Here is an 18,526-nt window from a genome sequence, read left to right as displayed (position 1 = left end):
ATAGGGGGAATGGGGTCCCTCTCGGCGAATCGGGGATATGCCATGGGGAGACGTACGGGTGAACAGACACGCGAACTGCTGCTGCGGGTCGGGATGCAGATGCTGCTCGAGCGCGGCGCCTCGGCGGGCGTGCAGCACATCCGACTGCAGGAGGTGCTGCGCCGGGCGGGACTGACCACTGGTGCCGCGTACCGGCTGTGGGCCGATCAGGACGAGTATCAGCGCGAACTGGCGGTCACGATGCTGCGCACGCGGCTGACCGATCCGGCCGACAGTGCGCGGGCCGCCGTCGACGCGCTCATCGCCCAGGGGGCATCGGGCGGCGAGGTGATCAGCGCCGCCGCCGGCGCCCACATCCGCTCGGCGGTCTCGCCCGCGGAGTCACCGGGATCGTCGCTGGAGGCGCAGCAGTTCCTCATCGGGCTGGCGCTGCGCACGACCGCCGACACGTGGCCGGAGCTGAAGGAGGCGGCGCGGTTCCGTCACGAGGAGTCGGTGGGCTCGTTCGCCCGCTTCTACGCCGATCTCATGGCCGCGTACGGTCTGACGATGAAGCCCGGCCTCACCGTCGAGGACTTCGCCGAGGCGATGGCCGCCGTCGGCGAGGGCTTCGCGATCCACGCGATGTCGGGGATGCAGCATCCGTCGTACGACCTCGACGGCAGCGACGGTCTGCCCGAGGGCGAGTGGTCGCTGTTCGGCCTCGTCGTGCGCTCGCTCGTGTTCACCTTCATGAACGTGCCGGCGGACGTCTCGGCACCGGAGGCGAAGCGGACGGCCGCCGCGGACTGACGCGGCATCGGCGACCTGTCGCGGCGGCGTCGCGGCCGCCGGATCGAGCCCGGAAACAGGAGAGCTCTGGGGCCGACGTGGGCCCCAGAGCGAGAGGGACACTCCCCCCGGTGTGTCTCCTGCTGTGTGGACCCCGCCCCTAGAGGCCCCCGGATCCTGGGTGGTGCTCCCCAGCGGCACCTCTGACATATTGACCCGGCAGCGGGGGCGCGAACCAGAAAGATAACTTGTTTCTCGGGCACGCGTTTTCCCCTACGGCGTCCAGCAATTCCGCGGATTCCGGGCGGGAATTCGCCGTCGCTCGACGCGAGGTCAGAGGCCGAGGCGCTCCAGGTGCGCGTTGACGAAGCGGCGCTCCGGGTCGAGCCGACGGCGCAGTGCCGCGAACCGCGACCACTCCGGGAACCGGGCCCGCACCTCGTCCCCCGGCATCGTCGAGATCTTGCCCCAGTGCGCTCGCGCGCTCTCGGGCAGGGCTGCCTCGATCGCCGGCAGCAGTGCGCGCACGGCGGGCTCGTCGGGTCGCCAGGTGAAGTGCAGGCCGACGGTGTCGCGCCCCGACGCGGGCGAGAGCCAGAGGCCGTCGGCGGCCATCGTGCGCACCTCGCACACGTGCAGCAGCGGGGCGATGCGCGGCGCCAGCCGGCGGAGCGCCTCGATCGCCTGCACCGCGTCGCCGCGGGCGACGAGGTACTCGGACTGCAGCTCCACGCCGACCGAGGGCGTGAAGGCGAGCCGGAAGTGCGGCAGCCGGTCGAACCAGGGGCCGGGCACGCCGAACTGGCCGGTGCACGGCTCGGGATCGACGCCGGGGATCGGATGCCGGCGCTCGCCTGCCGGCCGCGCTCCGATCCGGTGGAGGTCGGGCGCCTCGCGCCCGGTGCGCGACTTCACCCACACCTGATCGAGGGCGTCCGCATCCGCCCACGTCGTGAACATGCTGACGCTGTCGCCGGCGGCGGTGACGGCGTCGAGGTCGCCGAGCACGGCGTCCCACCGGCCGCCGTCGAAGACGTGCTGGCGCACCTCGTAAGCGGGTTCGACGTCGAGGTCGAGGTGCGTCACGGCGCCCAGCGCCCCGAGCCCGACGACGACGCCGTCGAAGTCGGCGTCCCCGCGCCGGGACCGCATCCGCTCCCCCGCCCCGGTGATCAGCTCGACCGCGACGACCTGCGTCGCGAGGCTGCCGATGCGGTCGCCCGACCCGTGCGTGCCGGTCTGCACGGCGCCGACGACGGAGATGTGCGGCAGCGACGCCAGGTTGGCGAGGGCGAGCCGCTCGCGCTCCAGGAACGGCACGAGATCGCCGTAGCGGATGCCGGCCGCCACCCGCACGGTGCGGCGGTCGGCCGCGACGGTCGGCGCCTCGGCGGCGAGGGCTGCGAGGGAGACGAGCACGCCGTCGGTGTCGGCGATGTCGGTGAAGCTGTGCCGGCTGCCCAGCATCCGCACCCGCGGAGCCGAGCCGATCACCTCGGCGAGCTCGTCGAGCGTGCTCGGCTCGCTCAGGCGCGCGGCGGCGTAGCGGATGTTCCCGGCCCAGTTCGTCCCGACGTCGGTCATGCCCTCATCCCATCACGCGCCCCCCGCCGCACGGGCGGCACCGACGCGGTGCGCTCACGCGAGCGCGATCGCCGTCCACGACACCGGCGGCAGCGTCACGGTGAGCTCGCCGCCGGCGATCGCCGCCGACGCGTTCGGCTTCGGCGCGACGCGCTCGCGGTCGTCGAGGGTGTTCTTCGCGTAGACGTCGTCGTCGCTGAGGGTGTGCGTCTCGGCGATCGCGACGTCGCCGAGCGCGGCGATGTCGATCGTGAGCGTCACCGGCTCGGTCGTCGACCGGTTCACCAGGAACACCGCGCTGCGCCCGGTCTCGGCGTCGTGCGTCGCGACGGCGTCGACGAGGGGCACCTCGCCGTACGCGGCGGTCGTGTAGGTCGGCGCGTCGAGCTTGAGCTGCAGGGCGGTGCCCTGTGCCAGGCGCGAGGTGATCGAGAACGGGAAGAACGTCGTCTGGCGCCACGCCGGGCCGCCGGGCTCGGTCATGATCGGCGCGATGACGTTGACGAGCTGCGCGAGCGACGCGGATGCCACCCGGTCGGCGTGCTTGATGAGCGAGATCATCAGGTTGCCGAAGACGACCGCGTCGGCGACCGAGTAGACGTCCTCGAGCAGGCGGGGGGCCACCGGCCAATTGTCGATCCCCGAGATCTTGTCGACGCCGTGGAAGCGCTCGATGTACCAGACGTTCCACTCGTCGAACGAGATGTCGATGCGCTTGGTCGAGCCGCGCACCGCCCCGACGTGGTCGGCGGTGGCGACGACCGTCTCGATGAACGCGTCCATGTCGACGGCCGAGGCGAGGAAGCTGCCCAGGTCGCCGCCGCGCTCCTCGTAGTAGGCGTGGCACGAGATGAGGTCGACGTCGTCATAGGTGTGGGTGAGCACGACGCGCTCCCACTCGCCGAACGTCGGCATGTGGGCGCTGGAGGAGCCGCAGACGACCAGCTGGATGTCGGGATCGAGCTGACGCATCCCCTTCGCGGCCTGCGAGGCGATCTTGCCGTAATCGTCGGCCGAGCGGTGGCCGAGCTGCCAGGGTCCGTCCATCTCGTTGCCCAGGCACCACATGCGGATGTCGAACGGTTCGGTGCGCCCGTTGGCGATGCGGCGCTCCGACAGCGCCGTGCCGCCGCGGATGTTGGAGTACTCGAGCAGGTCGATCGCCTCGAGCGTGCCGCGGGTGCCGAGGTTCACGGCCATCATGAGGTCGCTGCCGACCTTCTCGAGCCACGACGAGAACTCGTGCAGGCCGACCTGGTTGGTCTCGGTCGAGTGCCACGCCAAGTCGAGGCGGCGCGGTCGCTCGGCGACCGGCCCGACCGAGTCCTCCCAGCGGAACCCCGAGACGAAGTTGCCGCCGGGGTAGCGGATCGTGTCGACGCCGAGCTCCTTGACGAGGTCGATGACGTCGGTGCGGAAGCCTTCGGCATCCGCCGTCTCATGGGTGGGCTCGTGGATGCCGTCGTAGACGTGCCGTCCGAGATGCTCGACGAAGCCGCCGAAGAGTTTGCGCCGGACCGGTCCGATCGTGAAGTGGGGGTCGATGGTGAGGCGTGCGGACGTCATGACGATGCTCTCTGTTCGGTGTCGTATGCGGTGATGTCGGGTGAAGGTGCTGCGTCGTTCGGGGCTGCGTCGTAGCGGAACTCGGGCACGAGGGCCGCCGCGGTGCGCGCGTGCGGCGAGACGGCCGGCGCGAACGCGGCGCGCAGCCGCCGGTCCTCGTCGGCGGTGATCGGGATGACGGCGCCGTGGCGGAACCGCGGCGGGAGGGCGGGTTCGACCCGCTCCCACCGGCCGGCGTCGAGGTCGTCGGTCTCGAACAGCACGTAGCCGGTGCCGCCGCCGTACGGCGGCCAGTCCAGCAGCAGGTACCACCGGTCGTCCGAGATCGACGGGACCACGATCGGGCCTTCGGCGTGGGTCAGGTGCTCGGATCCGAGCTGCTCGCCGACGAGTTCCCACGCCGATCCGATCGACGCGTGCGTGGGGAGCAGGAGGTCGCGCGAGCGCTCGTGGAACACCTGCATCAGGTCGGGACGCTCGTCCTTCGTGAACCGGTGGTACCACTCCCCGCGCTTGACGACGGCCGAATCGATCGTGCCGTAGCCCGCACCGCGGCGCACGTCGATCCACACCTCGGGCTGCGTGAAGGTCGCGAAGTCCGCCGTGGTGGCGATCATCATGCGGTTGTACGAATCGCGCACATCGCGGGGGGCGGCATCCGCGGGGTAGAGGTTGGACGCCCAGTAGACGGCGTAGCGCCCGAGCTCGGCGACCCAGTGCGCCTCCGGCGCCCACGCGTTGCCGGCGACGGCCGGGTCGACGACCTCGATGCGGGCGGGGCCGGTCCAGGTGACGAGGTCGGCGGAGTGCCACACGAGCAGGGCGGTGCTGCCCCGCTCCTGCGCGTCGCGGAAGTGCCCCGTGCCGTAGACCTGCAGGTCGGTGGCCAGCAGCACGAAGCCGGCGTCGCCTTCCAGCCGCAGCACGAACGGGTCGCGCAAGGCCCCGGTGCCGACGTCGGAGCGCAGCACCGGCTCGCCGGCGGCGAGCACGCTCCACTCGGTGAGGGAGTCGCCCTCACTCACGGCGAGGTACAGCTGCTCGGCATCGGGCGCATCCTCGCCGACGAAATGGGCGAACAGGTAGCCGGCGAAGTCGGTGCGACCGGCGGCGGGCACAGCGGTGCCGTCGGAGGGTGTCATCGCCGGCCCCTACTTGACGCTGCCGAGCGTCAGACCGCCCTGCCAGTAACGCTGCAGGAGCAGGAACGACAGCAGCAGCGGGAGCACCGAGATGAACGCGCCCGAGGTGATGAGGTTCCACACCTGCTCGCCGCCGGCACCGGCGTTGGACAGGGTCAGCCACCGGTTGAGGCCGACCGTGACCGGCAGCGTCTCGGGGTTGGTGAGCATCGCGAGCGGCAGGAAGAAGTTGTTCCACGTGCCGACGATCGACAGCAGCAGCACGGTCACGATCGCGGGGCGCAGCAGCGGCAGCACGATCGTGGTGAACGTGCGCCACTCGCCCGCGCCGTCGATGCGCGAAGCCTCGAGCAGCTCGTCGGGCACGGAGTCCTGCGTGTACACACGCATGAGGTAGACGCCGAACGGGTTCAGCAGCGACGGGAGGATGACGGCCCAGCCGGTGTTGATGAGGCCGTACTGGCTGAGAAGCATGAACTGCGGGATCACCAGGGCCGTCAGCGGCACCATCACCGAGCCGAGGATCATGCCGAACACGACCCCCCGCCCCTTGAAGGAGTACTTCGCGAAGCCGTAGCCGGCGAGCACCGCGACGATCGTGGCACCGGTGCCGGAAACGAACGAGTACACGAACGAGTTGCCGAGCCACGTCCAGTAGATGCCGTTCTGGTGCTCGAACAGGCCGGCGACGTTCGTGAAGAACGCGGCGGGGTCGTCGAACCAGAACGCGGGGCTGGAGAACAGGCTGCCGGTCGACTTCGTCGCGGCGACGAACAGCCACCAGATCGGGATGACGAAGTAGATCGCCATGATCAGCAGCAGCACGTGCGACCCGATGCGGCGCCCGCCCTGGGCGGCGAGGCGATTGCGGGTGCGCTCGCGGCGCTCGTTGCGGGTGAGACGGGTGCGGCCGGTGCGCGGCTGCACGACGGCGCTCGTCGGCAGCGCCTCTGCGGTGGGGAGGGCCATCACTTCAGTCCGTTCTGCTTGCGGGTCAGGAACAGGAACCCGAACGATCCGATGAACACGACGATCGCGAGCGAGAACGCGATCGTCGACGCGTAGTTGAACTGGCTGTAGCTGAACGCGAGCGCGAACGCGTACATGTTCGGCGTGTAGTCGGCGGGGAGGGCGCCGGATGCCACCGAGCGCAGCACGGTCGGCTCCGTGAAGAACTGCAGCGTGCCGATGAGGGCGAAGGTGATCACCATGACCATCGACGACGAGATCATCGGCACCTTGATGCGGGAGGCGATCTGCCAGCCGTTCGCGCCATCGATGCGGGCCGCCTCGTAGATGGCGGGGTCGATCGAGCGCAGCGCCGCGTAGATGACGATCATGTAGTAGCCCGCCCACTGCCAGGTGACGACGTTGACGAGGCTGAAGAAGATGTTGTCCGAGGACAGGAAGTTCGGCGCTTCCATGCCGAACACCTCGAAGATCGTGCCGGCCGGCCCGAACCGCGGGCTGTAGAGGAAGCTCCACATGAGCGAGCCGACGACGACCGGGATCGCGTAGGGCGCGAAGATCAGCAGTCGCGACACCTTGGAGAGCCACGTGGCGAGGTTGTCCAGCAGCAGCGCCGCGACCAGGGCGACGATCAGCTGCGCCGGGATCATGACGATCGCGTAGAGGGCGACCCGGCCGAGCCCGCCGAGGAAGAGCGGGTCGGTGAACGCCTTCAGATAGTTGGCGAGGCCGACGAACTTGGTGCCGGTCGCGAGGGTCGAACTGAACAGGCTCATCCCGAACGCGTAGATGAGGGGGAAGATCAGGAAGGCGGCGAAGATCACGAGGAACGGCGTGACGAACAGCCAGCCCACCCGCTGACGGCGGACGATGCCGCTCGCGCGTCGCCGGGTGCCTACTGCTCCGGGTGTCGCGATGACGGACGAGGTCATGGTTCTCCTCGGTGTGGGTGGTGGAGGGAATGGGTGGCGGGCCGGCTTCGCGGCCGGCCCGCCACGGGATCACTGGAGCGTGAAGCCCTGCTCGGTCGCGTACTTCTCGAGCGTGGCCTGCAGGTCGTCGAGCGCGCTCGAGGAGTCCTTGCTCCCGTCGACGACGACCGCGGTGACCTCCTGCTGCAGCTGGTCGTAGGCGTAGTTCTGGAACGGGCTGAACGTGAAGCCCTTGTAGCCGGCGGCGGCGTCGAGGAACACGTCCTTGTTGATCTGCTGCCCGCCGAAGAACGGGTACTCCAGGTCGCGGAAGTAGTCCGACTCGAGGATCGGCTTCCACAGCGGGAACAGCGCGGCCTTCTCGATGCCGATCTTCCACGCCTCCTCGGTGCCGAAGACCTCCTTGGCCACGGTCGCCGCGGCTTCCTTGTCCTTGGCCTGCGAGGTCACCGCGAAGGTCGATCCGCCCCAGTTGACCTGGACGGGGTTCGCGGTGTCCCACTGCGGGATGGGAGCGGCCTGCCACTGGGCGCCCTCCTGCGAGCCCTCGAGGCCCTGCAGGTAGCCGGGACCCCACGCGGCGGCGACGTAGATCGCGTAGGTGCCGTCGACGAGCTTGGTGTTGTAGTCGGCGGTGAAGGCCTCGTCGACGTTCACGAGGCCCTTGCTCGCGAGGTCCTCCCAGTAGGAGAGCACGTCCTTGGAGCCGGAGTCGTCGACGTCGATGCCGATGTCGGTCGGGTTCGCGCTGTCGTAGGTGAACGGCACGGAGCCGGCCTGCGCGAACAGCGCCTGCGTGAACGCGCGGCCGTTCGGCGGGAAGTTGGCGAGCACGCCGGGGGCGCCGGCATCCTTCAGCTGCTGGGCGGCGGCGGCGAACTCGTCCCACGTCGTGGGGGCGGCGATGCCGTACTGGTCGAGGATGTCCTTGCGGTAGAGCATGCCCATGGGGCCGCCGTCGACCGGGATCGCGTAGACCGCGTCGCCCGACGAGACGTCCTTCCACGCACCCTCGGTGTAGTCGTCCTTCACATCGGCGGCGCCGTACTCGGACAGGTCGACGAGGGCGTCGCGGATGGAGAAGCTCGAGAGCACTTCGGCTTCGAGCATGATGACGTCGGGGGCGCCGGAGCCGGACTCGATGGCGGTGGAGAACTTCGTGTACTCGTCGTTGCCCTGTCCGGCGTTCGTCCAGCAGATCTGCACGTCGTCGTGGGTGTTGTTGAATTCGTCGACGACGTCTTCGAACGCCGGGTACCAGGCCCAGACGCTCACCTGGGTCGCGTCTTTCTTGACGATCGTGTTCGTGCAGGACGTGTCGGCGGCGGATCCGCCGCCCGAGGACGACGAGCATCCGGTGAGAGCGGCGGCGGCGACGGCGGCGATGCCGACCCCTGCCAGGATCTTCGACTTCATTGGCTGTGCTTTCTCTCGTGGGTGGTGAGGCCAGATGGAGTTGGCGTGCCCCACGGAGATCGCTCTCCGTCGAGCCGTTCTACAACGTTGTAAAGTAAACGTTGTAGAGATGATGCCGCATGCACGGCGGCGATGTCAAGAGGGGTCGGCGGATGCGGGTCAGGCGGGCGTCGCCGCCGATTCGGGGGCGGAGCCGGAGGCGGGCTCGGGGGCTGACTCGCGCACCGCGATGCGGTAGTCGGCGAGGTGCAGCGCCACCGCCTCGGGGGCTGTGCCGGCGATGCGGGCGCGCAGCGTGTCGACCGCGGTGCGGGCGATCCAGTCACGGCCCGGGTCGACCGTCGTGAGCGACGGGATGGAGTACTCCGCCTCGTCGAGGGCGTCGAAGCCGACGACGGCGACATCGTCGGGCACGCGGATGCCGGCCTCCTGCAGCACGCGCATCGCGCCGAGGGCGAGCGTGTCGTTGAGGCCGAACACCGCATCGAACTCGACGCCGCGCTCGAGCAGGTCGCGCATGCTACGCGCGCCGTTCGCGCGATGCCACAGGGTCGTGTATCCGATGATGTCCTCGTCGTAGGCGACGTCGTGCGCCGCCAGCGCCTCGCGGTAGCCGGTCAGGCGCAGCCCCGCCGAGCCGATCACCTCGCCCTCGTGGGCACCGACGACCGCGATGCGCCGCCGCCCGAGGCCGAGCAGGTACTCGGTGGCCGCCCGGGCCGCCTCGACGTTGCGCATCGTGACATGGTCGACCGGCCCGTCGAAGATCCGCTCGCCGAGCAGTACCAGCGGGTACGGCACGCGCAGGGCGTCGGCATCCTCCTGGCCCATCCCGAGGGCGCTGAAGATGAGGCCGTCGGTGGTCTGCCGGCGAGGGCTGCGCAGCAGTTCGAGCTCGCGGTCGCGGTCGCCGCCGGTCTGCTCGATCGTGACGGCGAGCCCCGCCGCCTCGGCGGCCGCGATGACCCCCGCGGCGAGCTCGGCGAAGTAGGCGAGGCCGAGGTCGGGCACGGCGAGGGCGATGACGCCGGTGCGGCCCGAACGGAGGTTCCGGGCCGTGAGGTTGGGGGTGTAGCCGAGCTCCGCGATGGCCTGCTGCACCTTGTCGCGGGTCGCGGGCCGGATGTGCGGGTAGTCGTTGATGACGTTCGACACCGTCTTGATCGACACGCCCGCCAGGCGGGCCACGTCGTGCAGCGTCGCAGCCATGCTTCTTCCCTTCGAAGCGCCCACTCTACAACGTTGCACAGGCGCGGGCATCCGAGGGGGAAGCTACCAGACGGCGCCCGTCACGATGATCTTGCCGACGGTGTGGCCGGCGTCGATGTGGGCGAGCGCCGCGCGGGCTTCGTCGAACGGCCAGGTGCGTTCGATCGGCGGCGGCGTCAGCCCATCGGCGACGAGCGCGAGCAGCCGCGCCGTGAGAGCGGCATCCGTGCGCGCAGCGAGAGGACGGAAGCGCCGCGTCGATCCGACGGACTGCACCGCCCCGGCGAGCATGCGGCCGAGCGGTCCGATCACGCGGTCGGTCCCTCCCCCGACGCCCACGACGAGGCCGCCCGGCCGCACGAGCCGGCGGAGCGTGCGCAGCGGCGTCGTGCCGACCACGTCGACGACCGCGTCGAAGGCGTCCGGCGCCCAGGTGCGCAGGTCGACGGACCGATGGTCGGCGACCTCCTCGGCCCCGAGGCCCCGCAGCACCTCGAGCGAGCGGGCACCGCCGATCGCGTGCACCCGGGCGCCGCGGTGCGCGGCGAGCGCGACGGTGAACGTGCCGACCCCGCCGCCGGCGCCCACCACGAGCACGCGCGAGCCGTGCACGACGCGTCCGGCATCCAGCGCCTGCCATGCGGTGCCGCCCGCCAGCGGCACGGTCGCGGCGACCTCGAGCGGCACGGATGCCGGCACCGCCGCCAGGGCGGACGCCGCACCGACGACGTAGGCGCCGAGTCCGCCGCCCGGCAGCTCACCCGCGACCCGATCGCCGACGGCGTGCGGGGAGGCGCCGGCGCCGGCGCCCGCTCCCGGGCCGGCGCCCGGGCCGACCGCGACGACGACGCCGGCGACGTCGCGCCCCCGCACCGGCGACGGCCCGCGCAGGCCGAACGCGAGGCGGATGAGGGCGGGGTCGCCGCGGAGCAGTCGCGCGTCGGCGGAGTTGAGCGACGACGCCGCCACCTCCACGAGCACCTCGCCGGGACCGGGATTCGGCACCGGCACCTGCTCGAGCGCCACGACCTCGGGGCCGCCGTAACGGTGCTGCGCCCACACCGGCATGGTGGCGGGGATCACGACGCCGCTCCGTCCGGTGCGGGGGCGTCGTAGCGGAACGCCTCCTCCAACGGCACGCCCAGCACGTGGGCGAGCTGGAAGGCGAGCTCGAGCGTCGGCGAGTACTTGCCCTGCTCGATCGCGATGAGCGTCTGCCGGGTGACCCCGACCCGGCCCGCGACCTCGGCCTGCGTGAGTCCGTGCGCGTCGCGCAGCTCGCGCAGCCGGTTCACGACCCGCGTCGGCGGCCGCACCATCACAGCCCCCGCCGGTAGGCGATCAGCTGAGCGACCCCGCCGACGAACGCCGACAGGAAGAAGCCGACGAACAGCGCGTTGCCGATCCAGAACCAGTGCGCTTCGAGCATCGACAGCACGAGGGCGCCGACGCCGCCGATCGCCGTGAACGCGTAGCCCACGCGGCTCCCCATCCGCTCGATGTCGACGTCGCGCACGTCGGTCTGCGCGCGCTCGTGCGGGTCGCGCATCCCGGCCGCGATGCCCCACAGGACGCTGAGCACGATGGCCCCGGCGATCGCCCCGACGAGCGACCACAGCAGCGGCCACTGCCAGGCGATGTCGTCGACCGGCGTGGTGGACAGCTGCGGCGCGACGATCGCGACGTACACCGCGACCCCCACGGCGCTCGCCACCAGACCCGACCAGACGTTGCGTTCCGCGTACCCCATGACCCACCCCGTGTCAGAAATCTTTGACACGACGCTACGCCCGCCCGGCGCCCGATGTCAAGAATTATTTACACCTCCCGCATCCACCCGCCCGCCTGCGGCCTCCGCGCCGCCTTCGCTCACCAGTCAGTTCCGGCGACCTCACGCCCCTCGCCATCACCAGAACTGCCTGCCGAAGGCCCTCCCCCGCGGCGCCTCGCCGCTCACCAGTCGGTTGCGGCGACGCTCGGGCGCTCCAGGCCACCAATTCTGGCTGCCGAAGCACCGGGCCTGGCCCCACGACGCTCACCGGTCAGAACGGGCGACCCCAGGCCCTTCGTCGCCGCCACAACTGACTGGTGAGCGAAGGCGCGCGCCCGCGGCGCGTCTCCGCTCACCAGTCAGTCGTGGTGACGCGCGGGCGGCGCACGTCGCCGAAAGTGACGGGCGAAGCAGCATCCGGGCGGGCGGCGAGGGCGCGGCGCACCCGCGCGACCACTCCGGCGGCGTCGCCGTGCAGCTGCGCGCTCGTGACCCGGATGACGGTCCACCCGAGCGCGGCGAGCATCTCGTAGCGGGTGATGTCCTTGCTCCATTGCACGGAGTCGAGCAGGTGGTGTGCGCCCTCGTACTCGACGGCGACGCGGCGCTCGGGATACGCGAGGTCGAGCACGGCGAGCAGCATCCCGGACGGGTCGCGAAGCTCGTGATTGAGCTGCGGTTCGGGCAGTCCTGCGCCGGTCAGCACCAGTCGGCAACGCGTCTCGGTGGCCGAGGCGCTGCGTGTGCGGATGAGGGGCAGCGCCTCGCGCAACCGTTTCACGCCGACGCGGCGACCGGCGCCGGCCAGGCATTCGAGCTGCGCGATCGTCGCGAGCGAGCCGTCGTCACCGCCGAACATCGGCTCTCGCACGACGAAATCCCCGGCGGCGACCAGGTCCCAAACTCCGAGGTGTGCGCCGAGCATCACCCATGTCGATGCGGGGGTCGTCACCTGCACGCCGCTGACGGGATGGCGTGTCACATGTGCGTGGCCCGGCAGCACCTGATGGCCCGCTACCCCGAGACGACGCGGATGCCGCAGCGGCGCGAACACGCCGACGTCGAGAGGACGGGCGTCGGCGAGCAGCCACGCCGGCAGCGGGAAGCCCCAGATGACCGCGGCGGCGGCGTGGGTGAAGAACTGCGTCTCGGTCATCACCCCGCGCAGCGCGGCCGCGCGTGCGAGCATCGCCGCGCGGCGCGCCTCGTGGTCGGGATCGCCGGCGGGGGCGAAGAGCGGATGCCCACCCGTGATCCGCACCCCGCGATACGGCGTGCGGAGGTCTCGGGCGCGAAGGCGCGAGCGCGCCACACCGGCGGCGGCCGCATCCGCGACGGTGAACACGGAACCCAGGGACGCGGGAAGCTCGGCGGCGGTCATGCCCGACAGCGTGCCCAGATCACGGACCACGCGGCGTCGCGCCTCCCGCATCCGTGGACAGTCGCCCCCACGTGCCGGCCTGGGGAGGAACATCCTCCTGGGCGCACCGGAACCGGTTCCGCGCCTCGCCCGTCAATTGGGGCGGCTCACCGCACCGTCAGGTCACCGAAGTTGACGGTGGAGCGAGAACGTACGCCCAGCGCCGCGCCTCACCAGCCACGTGTGGCGACCTCCCACACCGGCAAGCCGCCAAAAGTGCCTGGCGAGCGCGGGGCGCGGCCGCCGACCTCACCAGTCGGTTGTGGCGACCTTCCGCACCGACACGTCGCCGAAACTGACTGGTGAGCGCGCGCCGTCGCGGGGTCAGCACCCAGCTCACCAGTCACGTATGGCGACCTGCCCGCCGGCAAAGCCACCAGAGCTGACTGGCGAGCGCGGGCTGCGAGCCCCCGTCAGTCGGCGATCGGGATCGTCACGGGCGTCGAGAACTCGGCGCCACCGCCGGTGAGGGTCACGGTCGCGTTGTCATCCTCGGCGCCGGGCGCCGTGACGAGGGTCACGCGCGGGGCCATGTCCATGGTGCAGACCTGGTCGGCGGCGGGGGTCGCGAAGGTCACGGTCACACCGGCGCCGGCGACGTCGACCTTCTCCACGACGGGCGCGCACGACGACGAGCCGTAGGTCACGAGCGCGAACAGGTCATCGTCGACCCAGCCGGCGGATGCCGTGAACTCGGCCGCCGCGGCACCCGTGAAGCCGTCGAGGTCGGTGTCGTCGACGGCGCCGTTGTACGTGACGACGATGTCGAGTTCACGCGTCGGGTCGACGCCCTCCGGCAGCGCCACGTATGTCGCGCGCGGCACCAGGTCGCGCGTGCACGCGGCCGCCTCGGGGTCGGCGAGCGTGACGGCGAGACTGCCGTCGGCCTGCACGGCGACGTCGGTCGCCGTCGGCACGCACGTGGACGAACCGGTGGTCACGAGCGCGATCGCGGTGCCGCCGAGCCAGGCCGCGTCGATCTCGAGGTCGGTCCCGGGGTTCGGCAGCGCGGATGCCGACCCACCGGCCGAGCCCGTCGCGGCGGGCGTCGGGGTCGAGGCCGCGCATCCCGCGAAGGCGAGCGCGCCGGCGACGGCGAGGACGGTGAGGGAGACGAAGCGCGACACGGTCATGTGCCGATTCTCCCGCATCCGCCGTCGCCCGCAGCCGGGAAACCCCCTGGCTACTGGAGGGCGGAGGTGAGGCGCGCCAGGTTGTCGAGCACGGTGGAACGCAGCGGCTGCCGCATCCACTCGTCGAGGGTGAGTTCGCGAGACCGGGAGCGGTACTCGTCTTCGACGGCGCGCAGCTGCCGCACGAACTCCTCACCGCGCACGAGCAGCGTGATCTCGAGGTTGAGACCGAACGAGCGCATGTCCATGTTGCTCGAGCCGATCACGGCGGTCTCGTCGTCGATGGACATCGACTTCGAGTGCAGGATGAAGGGCTTCTCGTACAGCCAGATGCGCACACCCGCGCGCAGCAGCGCCTCGTAGTAGCTGCGCTGCGCGTGGTAGACCATCGCCTGATCGCCCTCTTCGGAGACGAACAGCTCGACCTCGATGCCGCGCTGACACGCGGTCTGGATCGCCGTGAGCAGCGCTTCGTCGGGGACGAAGTAGGGGCTGACGATGTTGATCTTGCGCTGCGCGGCGAACAGCAGCGCCATGAACAGCTTGAGGTTGTTCTGGAACTCGAACCCCGGCCCGGACGGGACGATCTGGCAGTCGAGATCGCCGGTGCCGGCGCCCAGCTCGAACAGTTCGATCCCCTCGACGACCTCGTTGGTCTCGGCGTACCAGTCGCTGAGGAAGACGGCGTTGACCGAGGCCACGATCGGGCCGTCGAGCCGCGCCATCATGTCGACCCAGTGCAGGCCGCGCTTGATGTTCTTCTTGAGGTTGTAGGTGGAGTCGGTGACGTTCTGCGATCCGGTGAAGGCGACGACACCGTCGACGACGAGGAGCTTGCGGTGGTTTCGCAGGTCGGGGCGCTGGTACTTCCCGCGCAGAGGCTGCACCGGAAGCATCAGATGCCACTGCGCCCCCATCGCCTGCAGTCGCTTCTTCGTCTTGCGGTAGAACGGCTTGCCGCGGTTGGCCCAGTGGTCCAGCAGCACACGCACCACGACACCGCGTGCGGCGACCTCCTCGAGGGCGCGGAAGAAGTCGTCGGTCGTCTTGTCGGACTGCAGGATGTAGAACTCGACGTGGACGTACTGCTCGGCCTTGCGGATCTCGGCGGCCATCGCGGCGATGCTCTGCTCGTAGTCGGAGATCAGCGTCGCACCGTTGTCGCCGGCGATCGGCATGGCACCGAGGTTGCGGTTCAGGCGCACGATCGAGGTGAACCAGGCCGGCGCGTTGGGGCGCAGGGTGCCGAAGTCGAGGCCGTGGCTGGTGGTGCGGATGTAGTCGTTGATCTGGTTCTGCTTCTTGCGGCGCTTGCGCGGCAGGCGCGGGTTGCCGATGAGCAGGAACAGCAGCACCCCGATGAACGGGATGAAGTAGATCGCCAGCAGCCACGCCATCGCCGCCGTGGGGCGGCGGTTGCGCGGCACGAAGATGATCGCGAGGATGCGGATGATGATGTCGGTGACGAGCACCGCGACGGGCCACCACGCGACGATCTCCAGCAGCCAGCCCGGCTCCTCCACCGTCGCGTCCACGCCTACCCCCGTCAGTTCCGCCCCAGCGTAGCGGGCGAGGGGGTCAGCGCCCGGCAGCGTCACCCGAGACCGGCGGCAGACCGCGCTTGGCGCGCTCCTCGGCCTCGATCTTCGCGTAGACGCGGCGCTCGCTGCGGTCCATGCGCAGGATCGAGCGCAGCACGTAGACGAACAGCCCGAGCACGACGACGGTGGGCAGGAGCGACCAGACGACGGCGGTCCAGTACGAGTCCATGCCTCCATCGTACGTGGCCGCGGAGGGCCGCCGACCGGTGACATCGCTCAGGTGCGCACCGGGATGCCGGGCCGGCGCCGGAAGACCCAGTCGGGGAGATGCCCCGCGGCGACGAACGAGCGGACGATGTCGCACAGCCCGTGCTCGGGATCGATCTCCTGGCCGAGCTGCGCGTACCGTTCGGCGTGGGTCGAGCGCCCCAGCGCCCACGACAGCCAGGCGCACACGGCCAGCGGACCGGGCCGTTGGCGTCGGGAGACGAGGGCGGCGACCTGACGGCCGAGGGCGAGCGCGCGCTCGAGCCTTGCCGCATCCGGCCGGTCGCCCTCGCCCCACATCACGGCGGCGAGGTCGGGCGGGTAGTCCTCGCCCTCCTCCCACCGGTGCTGCGCGGTCATCGCGTCCTCACCGTCGACGATGTCGCCGGCCCACTGCACCAGGGCGATGTCCCGCAGCGACGGGCGTGACAGGCACCAGCCCAGCAGGGCGACGTCCATGGGCGCGAGGTCTTCGGGGTCCCACGCGAGCGCGCGCTCGAACAGGCGCGGCAGGTCGTCGAGCTCGCACGCCGCCTCGAGCGCGGCGGGGTCGACGCGCTCGGCGCGCGGCCCGCCCGGGATGCCGCACAGCAGCTCGAGCGACGTGCGCAGCGACCGCAGCGCGGCGCCGACCCGACGGCGATCCGCCGCCGAATGCGTCGGCAGGACGGCGCCGCTGCCCTGGTCGCCCGCGCAGTCGCGCGCGGTCTCGGGGAGGGCGTCGGTGTGTCGGGTGACGATCTCGGAGAGCGGCCGGCCGCCGGGCGGGAGTGCGGCATCGTCCAGCGACCCCCACCCGTCGGCGGCGACGACGAGCGTGTCGACCAGCGCCAGCCCGGTCGACGACGCCTGCCGCCTGAGGGCGGACGCGACCTCGCGGCCGGGCGGCGCCGACCCGAACGACGCGTCGGTGTAGACGACGGCGAGGAACGCGTCGGCGCCGGGGATGCGGCAGAGCAGCCCCAGCGCCGTCGAGGCGAACGCGTCCACCGTGGGGGTGTCGTCCGCGGGCAGATCGAGGCGCATCGCGCCGAGGCTGCGTCCCGCCTGCATCGGCACGAGCACGACGCTGCGGACCGCGGTGTAGCCGAGCAGATGCGGGACGAGGGCGAGGAAGTCGGCCGCGCCGGCGGCCTTCACGATGGTGGTCATGCCCCGACCGTGGCGGCTCCGGCATCCGCGTGGGACGGCCGATCTCCCCAGCGCGGGTGCGGTCACCCGAAGCCGCACATGGGGAGGAAGACTACTTGACCAGCGGGAAGAGGATCGTCTCGCGGATGCCGAGGCCCGTGATGGCCATCATGAGCCGGTCGATGCCCATGCCCATGCCGCCCGTCGGGGGCATGCCGTGCTCGAGCGCGCGGAGGAACTCCTCGTCGACGCGCATGGCCTCGTCGTCACCGCGCGCGGCCAGGGCCGCCTGCTCGACGAAGCGCTCGCGCTGGATGACGGGATCGACGAGCTCGGAGTAGCCGGTGGCCAGCTCGAAGCCGCGCACATACAGGTCCCACTTCTCCACGACCCCCGGGATCGTGCGGTGCTCGCGGACGAGCGGCGACGTGTCGAGCGGGAAGTCCATGACGAACGTCGGACGCTCGAGGCCGCCCTTGACGAAGTGCTCCCACAGCTCTTCGACGAGCTTGCCGTGCGTCGCGATCTTCTCGGGCACCTCGACCCCGGCCTCGGCGGCGAGCGCCTTCAGCTCCTCCAGACCGGTGGCCGGCGTGATCTCCCGGCCGGCCGCATCCGAGAGGGAGTCGTACATCGAGATGCGATCCCAGTCGCCGCCCAGCTCGTACACGGTGCCGTCGGCCCATGTCACAGTCGTCGATCCGGCGACGGCGACCGCCGCCTGCTGGATGAGTTCCTGGGTGAGGTCGGCGATGCCGTGGTAGTCGGAGTAGGCCTGGTAGGCCTCGAGCATCGCGAACTCGGGGCTGTGCGTGGAGTCGGCGCCCTCGTTGCGGAAGTTGCGGTTGATCTCGAACACCCGGTCGATGCCGCCGACGACGGCGCGCTTGAGGAACAGCTCGGGCGCGATGCGCAGGTAGAGGTCGGTGTCGAACGCGTTGGAGTTCGTCACGAACGGACGGGCGGCGGCGCCGCCGTGCTGCACCTGCAGCATGGGCGTCTCGACCTCGAGGAAGTCGTGCGCCGCGAACGTCGCGCGCAGCGAGGCGTTGACCTTCGCGCGCGCCACGACCGTCTCGCGCGCCGTGTCGCGCACGATGAGGTCGAGGAAGCGCGAGCGCACCCGCGACTCCTCGCTCAGCTCGGAGTGCAGGTTCGGCAGGGGCAGCAGCGCCTTCGCGGCGATCGCCCAGTCGGTGACCATGATCGACAGCTCGCCCCGGCGGCTGGAGATGACCTGACCGGTCACCGAGACGTGGTCGCCGAGGTCGACGAGCTCCTTCCACGCCTGCAGCGACTCCTCGCCCACCTCGGCGAGCGACACCATCGCCTGGATGCGGCTGCCGTCGCCGGCCTGCAGCGCGGCGAAGCAGAGCTTGCCGGTGTTGCGGCTGAACACGATCCGACCCGCGACGGATGCCGTCACCCCGGTCTCGGCGCCGGCTTCGAGGTCGGCGTACCGCGCACGCAGGGCGGGGATCGTGTCGGTGACGGGCACGCGCACGGGGTAGGCGCCGCCGGCGGCGTCGACGCGCTCGGCGAGCAGGCGCTCGCGCTTGGCGAGCCGGACGGCCTTCTGCTCGAAGACGTCCTCGAGCTCGGAGGCGGATGCCTCGGAGGCGGGCGCGGTGACGGGCGCGTCGGTCATGGTGGGAGGCTCCTCGGGGTCGACCC

General features: G+C 71.0%; 17 protein-coding genes. 1 reads left to right on the top strand and 16 read right to left on the bottom strand.

All coding sequences use genetic code 11. From position 1 onward, the window contains the following. Positions 1 to 42: 42 nt before the first annotated feature. A complete protein-coding gene (locus C7474_RS01835; protein WP_121057114.1) occupies positions 43 to 792 on the top strand; it encodes a hypothetical protein in 750 nt (249 codons plus the stop codon). Positions 793 to 1,104: 312 nt separating this feature from the next. Here C7474_RS01835 and C7474_RS01830 read toward each other — a convergent pair whose 3' ends face one another. From C7474_RS01830 to lysS, 16 genes are all read right to left on the bottom strand, one after another. After that, entirely contained in the window at positions 1,105 to 2,355 is a 1,251-nt protein-coding gene (locus C7474_RS01830) for an FAD-binding protein (protein WP_121057112.1), read from the bottom strand. A 54-nt stretch (positions 2,356 to 2,409) separates the two neighbouring features. After that, on the bottom strand, positions 2,410 to 3,921 hold the full coding sequence (gene arfA / locus C7474_RS01825; protein WP_121057110.1) for an arabinosylfuranosidase ArfA: 1,512 nt from the start codon (positions 3,919 to 3,921) through the stop codon (positions 2,410 to 2,412). Then, on the bottom strand, positions 3,918 to 5,063 hold the full coding sequence (locus tag C7474_RS01820; protein ID WP_121057108.1) for a glycoside hydrolase family 43 protein: 1,146 nt from the start codon (positions 5,061 to 5,063) through the stop codon (positions 3,918 to 3,920). The genes arfA and C7474_RS01820 overlap by 4 nt, the downstream gene beginning before the upstream one ends. A 9-nt stretch (positions 5,064 to 5,072) precedes the next feature. Beyond that, a complete protein-coding gene (locus C7474_RS01815) occupies positions 5,073 to 6,032 on the bottom strand; it encodes a carbohydrate ABC transporter permease (RefSeq protein WP_121057106.1) in 960 nt (319 codons plus the stop codon). Further along, on the bottom strand, positions 6,032 to 6,964 hold the full coding sequence (locus tag C7474_RS01810; protein ID WP_121057104.1) for a carbohydrate ABC transporter permease: 933 nt from the start codon (positions 6,962 to 6,964) through the stop codon (positions 6,032 to 6,034). Before C7474_RS01810 ends, C7474_RS01815 begins: the two co-directional genes overlap by 1 nt. Positions 6,965 to 7,033: 69 nt before the next feature. Further along, positions 7,034 to 8,380 (bottom strand): ABC transporter substrate-binding protein, encoded by a 1,347-nt coding sequence (locus C7474_RS01805; protein ID WP_121057102.1) that lies wholly within the window; start codon positions 8,378 to 8,380, stop codon positions 7,034 to 7,036. A 159-nt stretch (positions 8,381 to 8,539) separates the two neighbouring features. Further along, positions 8,540 to 9,589 (bottom strand): LacI family DNA-binding transcriptional regulator, encoded by a 1,050-nt coding sequence (locus C7474_RS01800; protein WP_121057100.1) that lies wholly within the window; start codon positions 9,587 to 9,589, stop codon positions 8,540 to 8,542. 63 nt (positions 9,590 to 9,652) lie between these two features. Beyond that, positions 9,653 to 10,672 carry a zinc-binding dehydrogenase gene (locus C7474_RS01795; protein WP_241965052.1) on the bottom strand — a complete coding sequence of 340 codons (1,020 nt, stop codon included), beginning with the start codon at positions 10,670 to 10,672 and terminating at the stop codon, positions 9,653 to 9,655. Beyond that, positions 10,669 to 10,908, bottom strand: a complete 240-nt coding sequence (locus C7474_RS01790; RefSeq protein WP_121057098.1) for a helix-turn-helix transcriptional regulator — start codon at positions 10,906 to 10,908, stop codon at positions 10,669 to 10,671. The genes C7474_RS01795 and C7474_RS01790 overlap by 4 nt, the downstream gene beginning before the upstream one ends. Continuing rightward, positions 10,908 to 11,339, bottom strand: a complete 432-nt coding sequence (locus C7474_RS01785) for a hypothetical protein (protein WP_121057096.1) — start codon at positions 11,337 to 11,339, stop codon at positions 10,908 to 10,910. The genes C7474_RS01790 and C7474_RS01785 overlap by 1 nt, the downstream gene beginning before the upstream one ends. Positions 11,340 to 11,712: 373 nt before the next feature. Continuing rightward, positions 11,713 to 12,771 carry a DUF559 domain-containing protein gene (locus C7474_RS01780; RefSeq protein WP_241965051.1) on the bottom strand — a complete coding sequence of 353 codons (1,059 nt, stop codon included), beginning with the start codon at positions 12,769 to 12,771 and terminating at the stop codon, positions 11,713 to 11,715. 422 nt (positions 12,772 to 13,193) lie between these two features. Continuing rightward, positions 13,194 to 13,913 carry a hypothetical protein gene (locus tag C7474_RS01775; protein WP_121057094.1) on the bottom strand — a complete coding sequence of 240 codons (720 nt, stop codon included), beginning with the start codon at positions 13,911 to 13,913 and terminating at the stop codon, positions 13,194 to 13,196. Between the two features lie 50 nt (positions 13,914 to 13,963). Then, a complete protein-coding gene (gene cls, locus C7474_RS01770; RefSeq protein ID WP_121057848.1) occupies positions 13,964 to 15,418 on the bottom strand; it encodes a cardiolipin synthase in 1,455 nt (484 codons plus the stop codon). 73 nt (positions 15,419 to 15,491) lie between these two features. Next, a complete protein-coding gene (locus C7474_RS01765; RefSeq protein ID WP_199692342.1) occupies positions 15,492 to 15,683 on the bottom strand; it encodes a hypothetical protein in 192 nt (63 codons plus the stop codon). A 47-nt stretch (positions 15,684 to 15,730) separates the two neighbouring features. Further along, complete coding sequence (locus C7474_RS01760) at positions 15,731 to 16,873, bottom strand: DUF4192 family protein (protein WP_121057092.1); 1,143 nt, start codon at positions 16,871 to 16,873, stop codon at positions 15,731 to 15,733. A 91-nt stretch (positions 16,874 to 16,964) separates the two neighbouring features. Next, positions 16,965 to 18,500, bottom strand: a complete 1,536-nt coding sequence (gene lysS, locus C7474_RS01755) for a lysine--tRNA ligase (protein WP_121057090.1) — start codon at positions 18,498 to 18,500, stop codon at positions 16,965 to 16,967. Positions 18,501 to 18,526: the final 26 nt, after the last annotated feature.

Origin of the sequence: Microbacterium telephonicum (assembly GCF_003651225.1) — a bacterium.
Taxonomy (GTDB): Bacteria; Actinomycetota; Actinomycetes; order Actinomycetales; family Microbacteriaceae; genus Microbacterium; species Microbacterium telephonicum.
The sequence above is the reverse complement of the archived record's forward strand: the minus strand, read 5'-3'. Positions and strand labels throughout refer to the sequence as shown.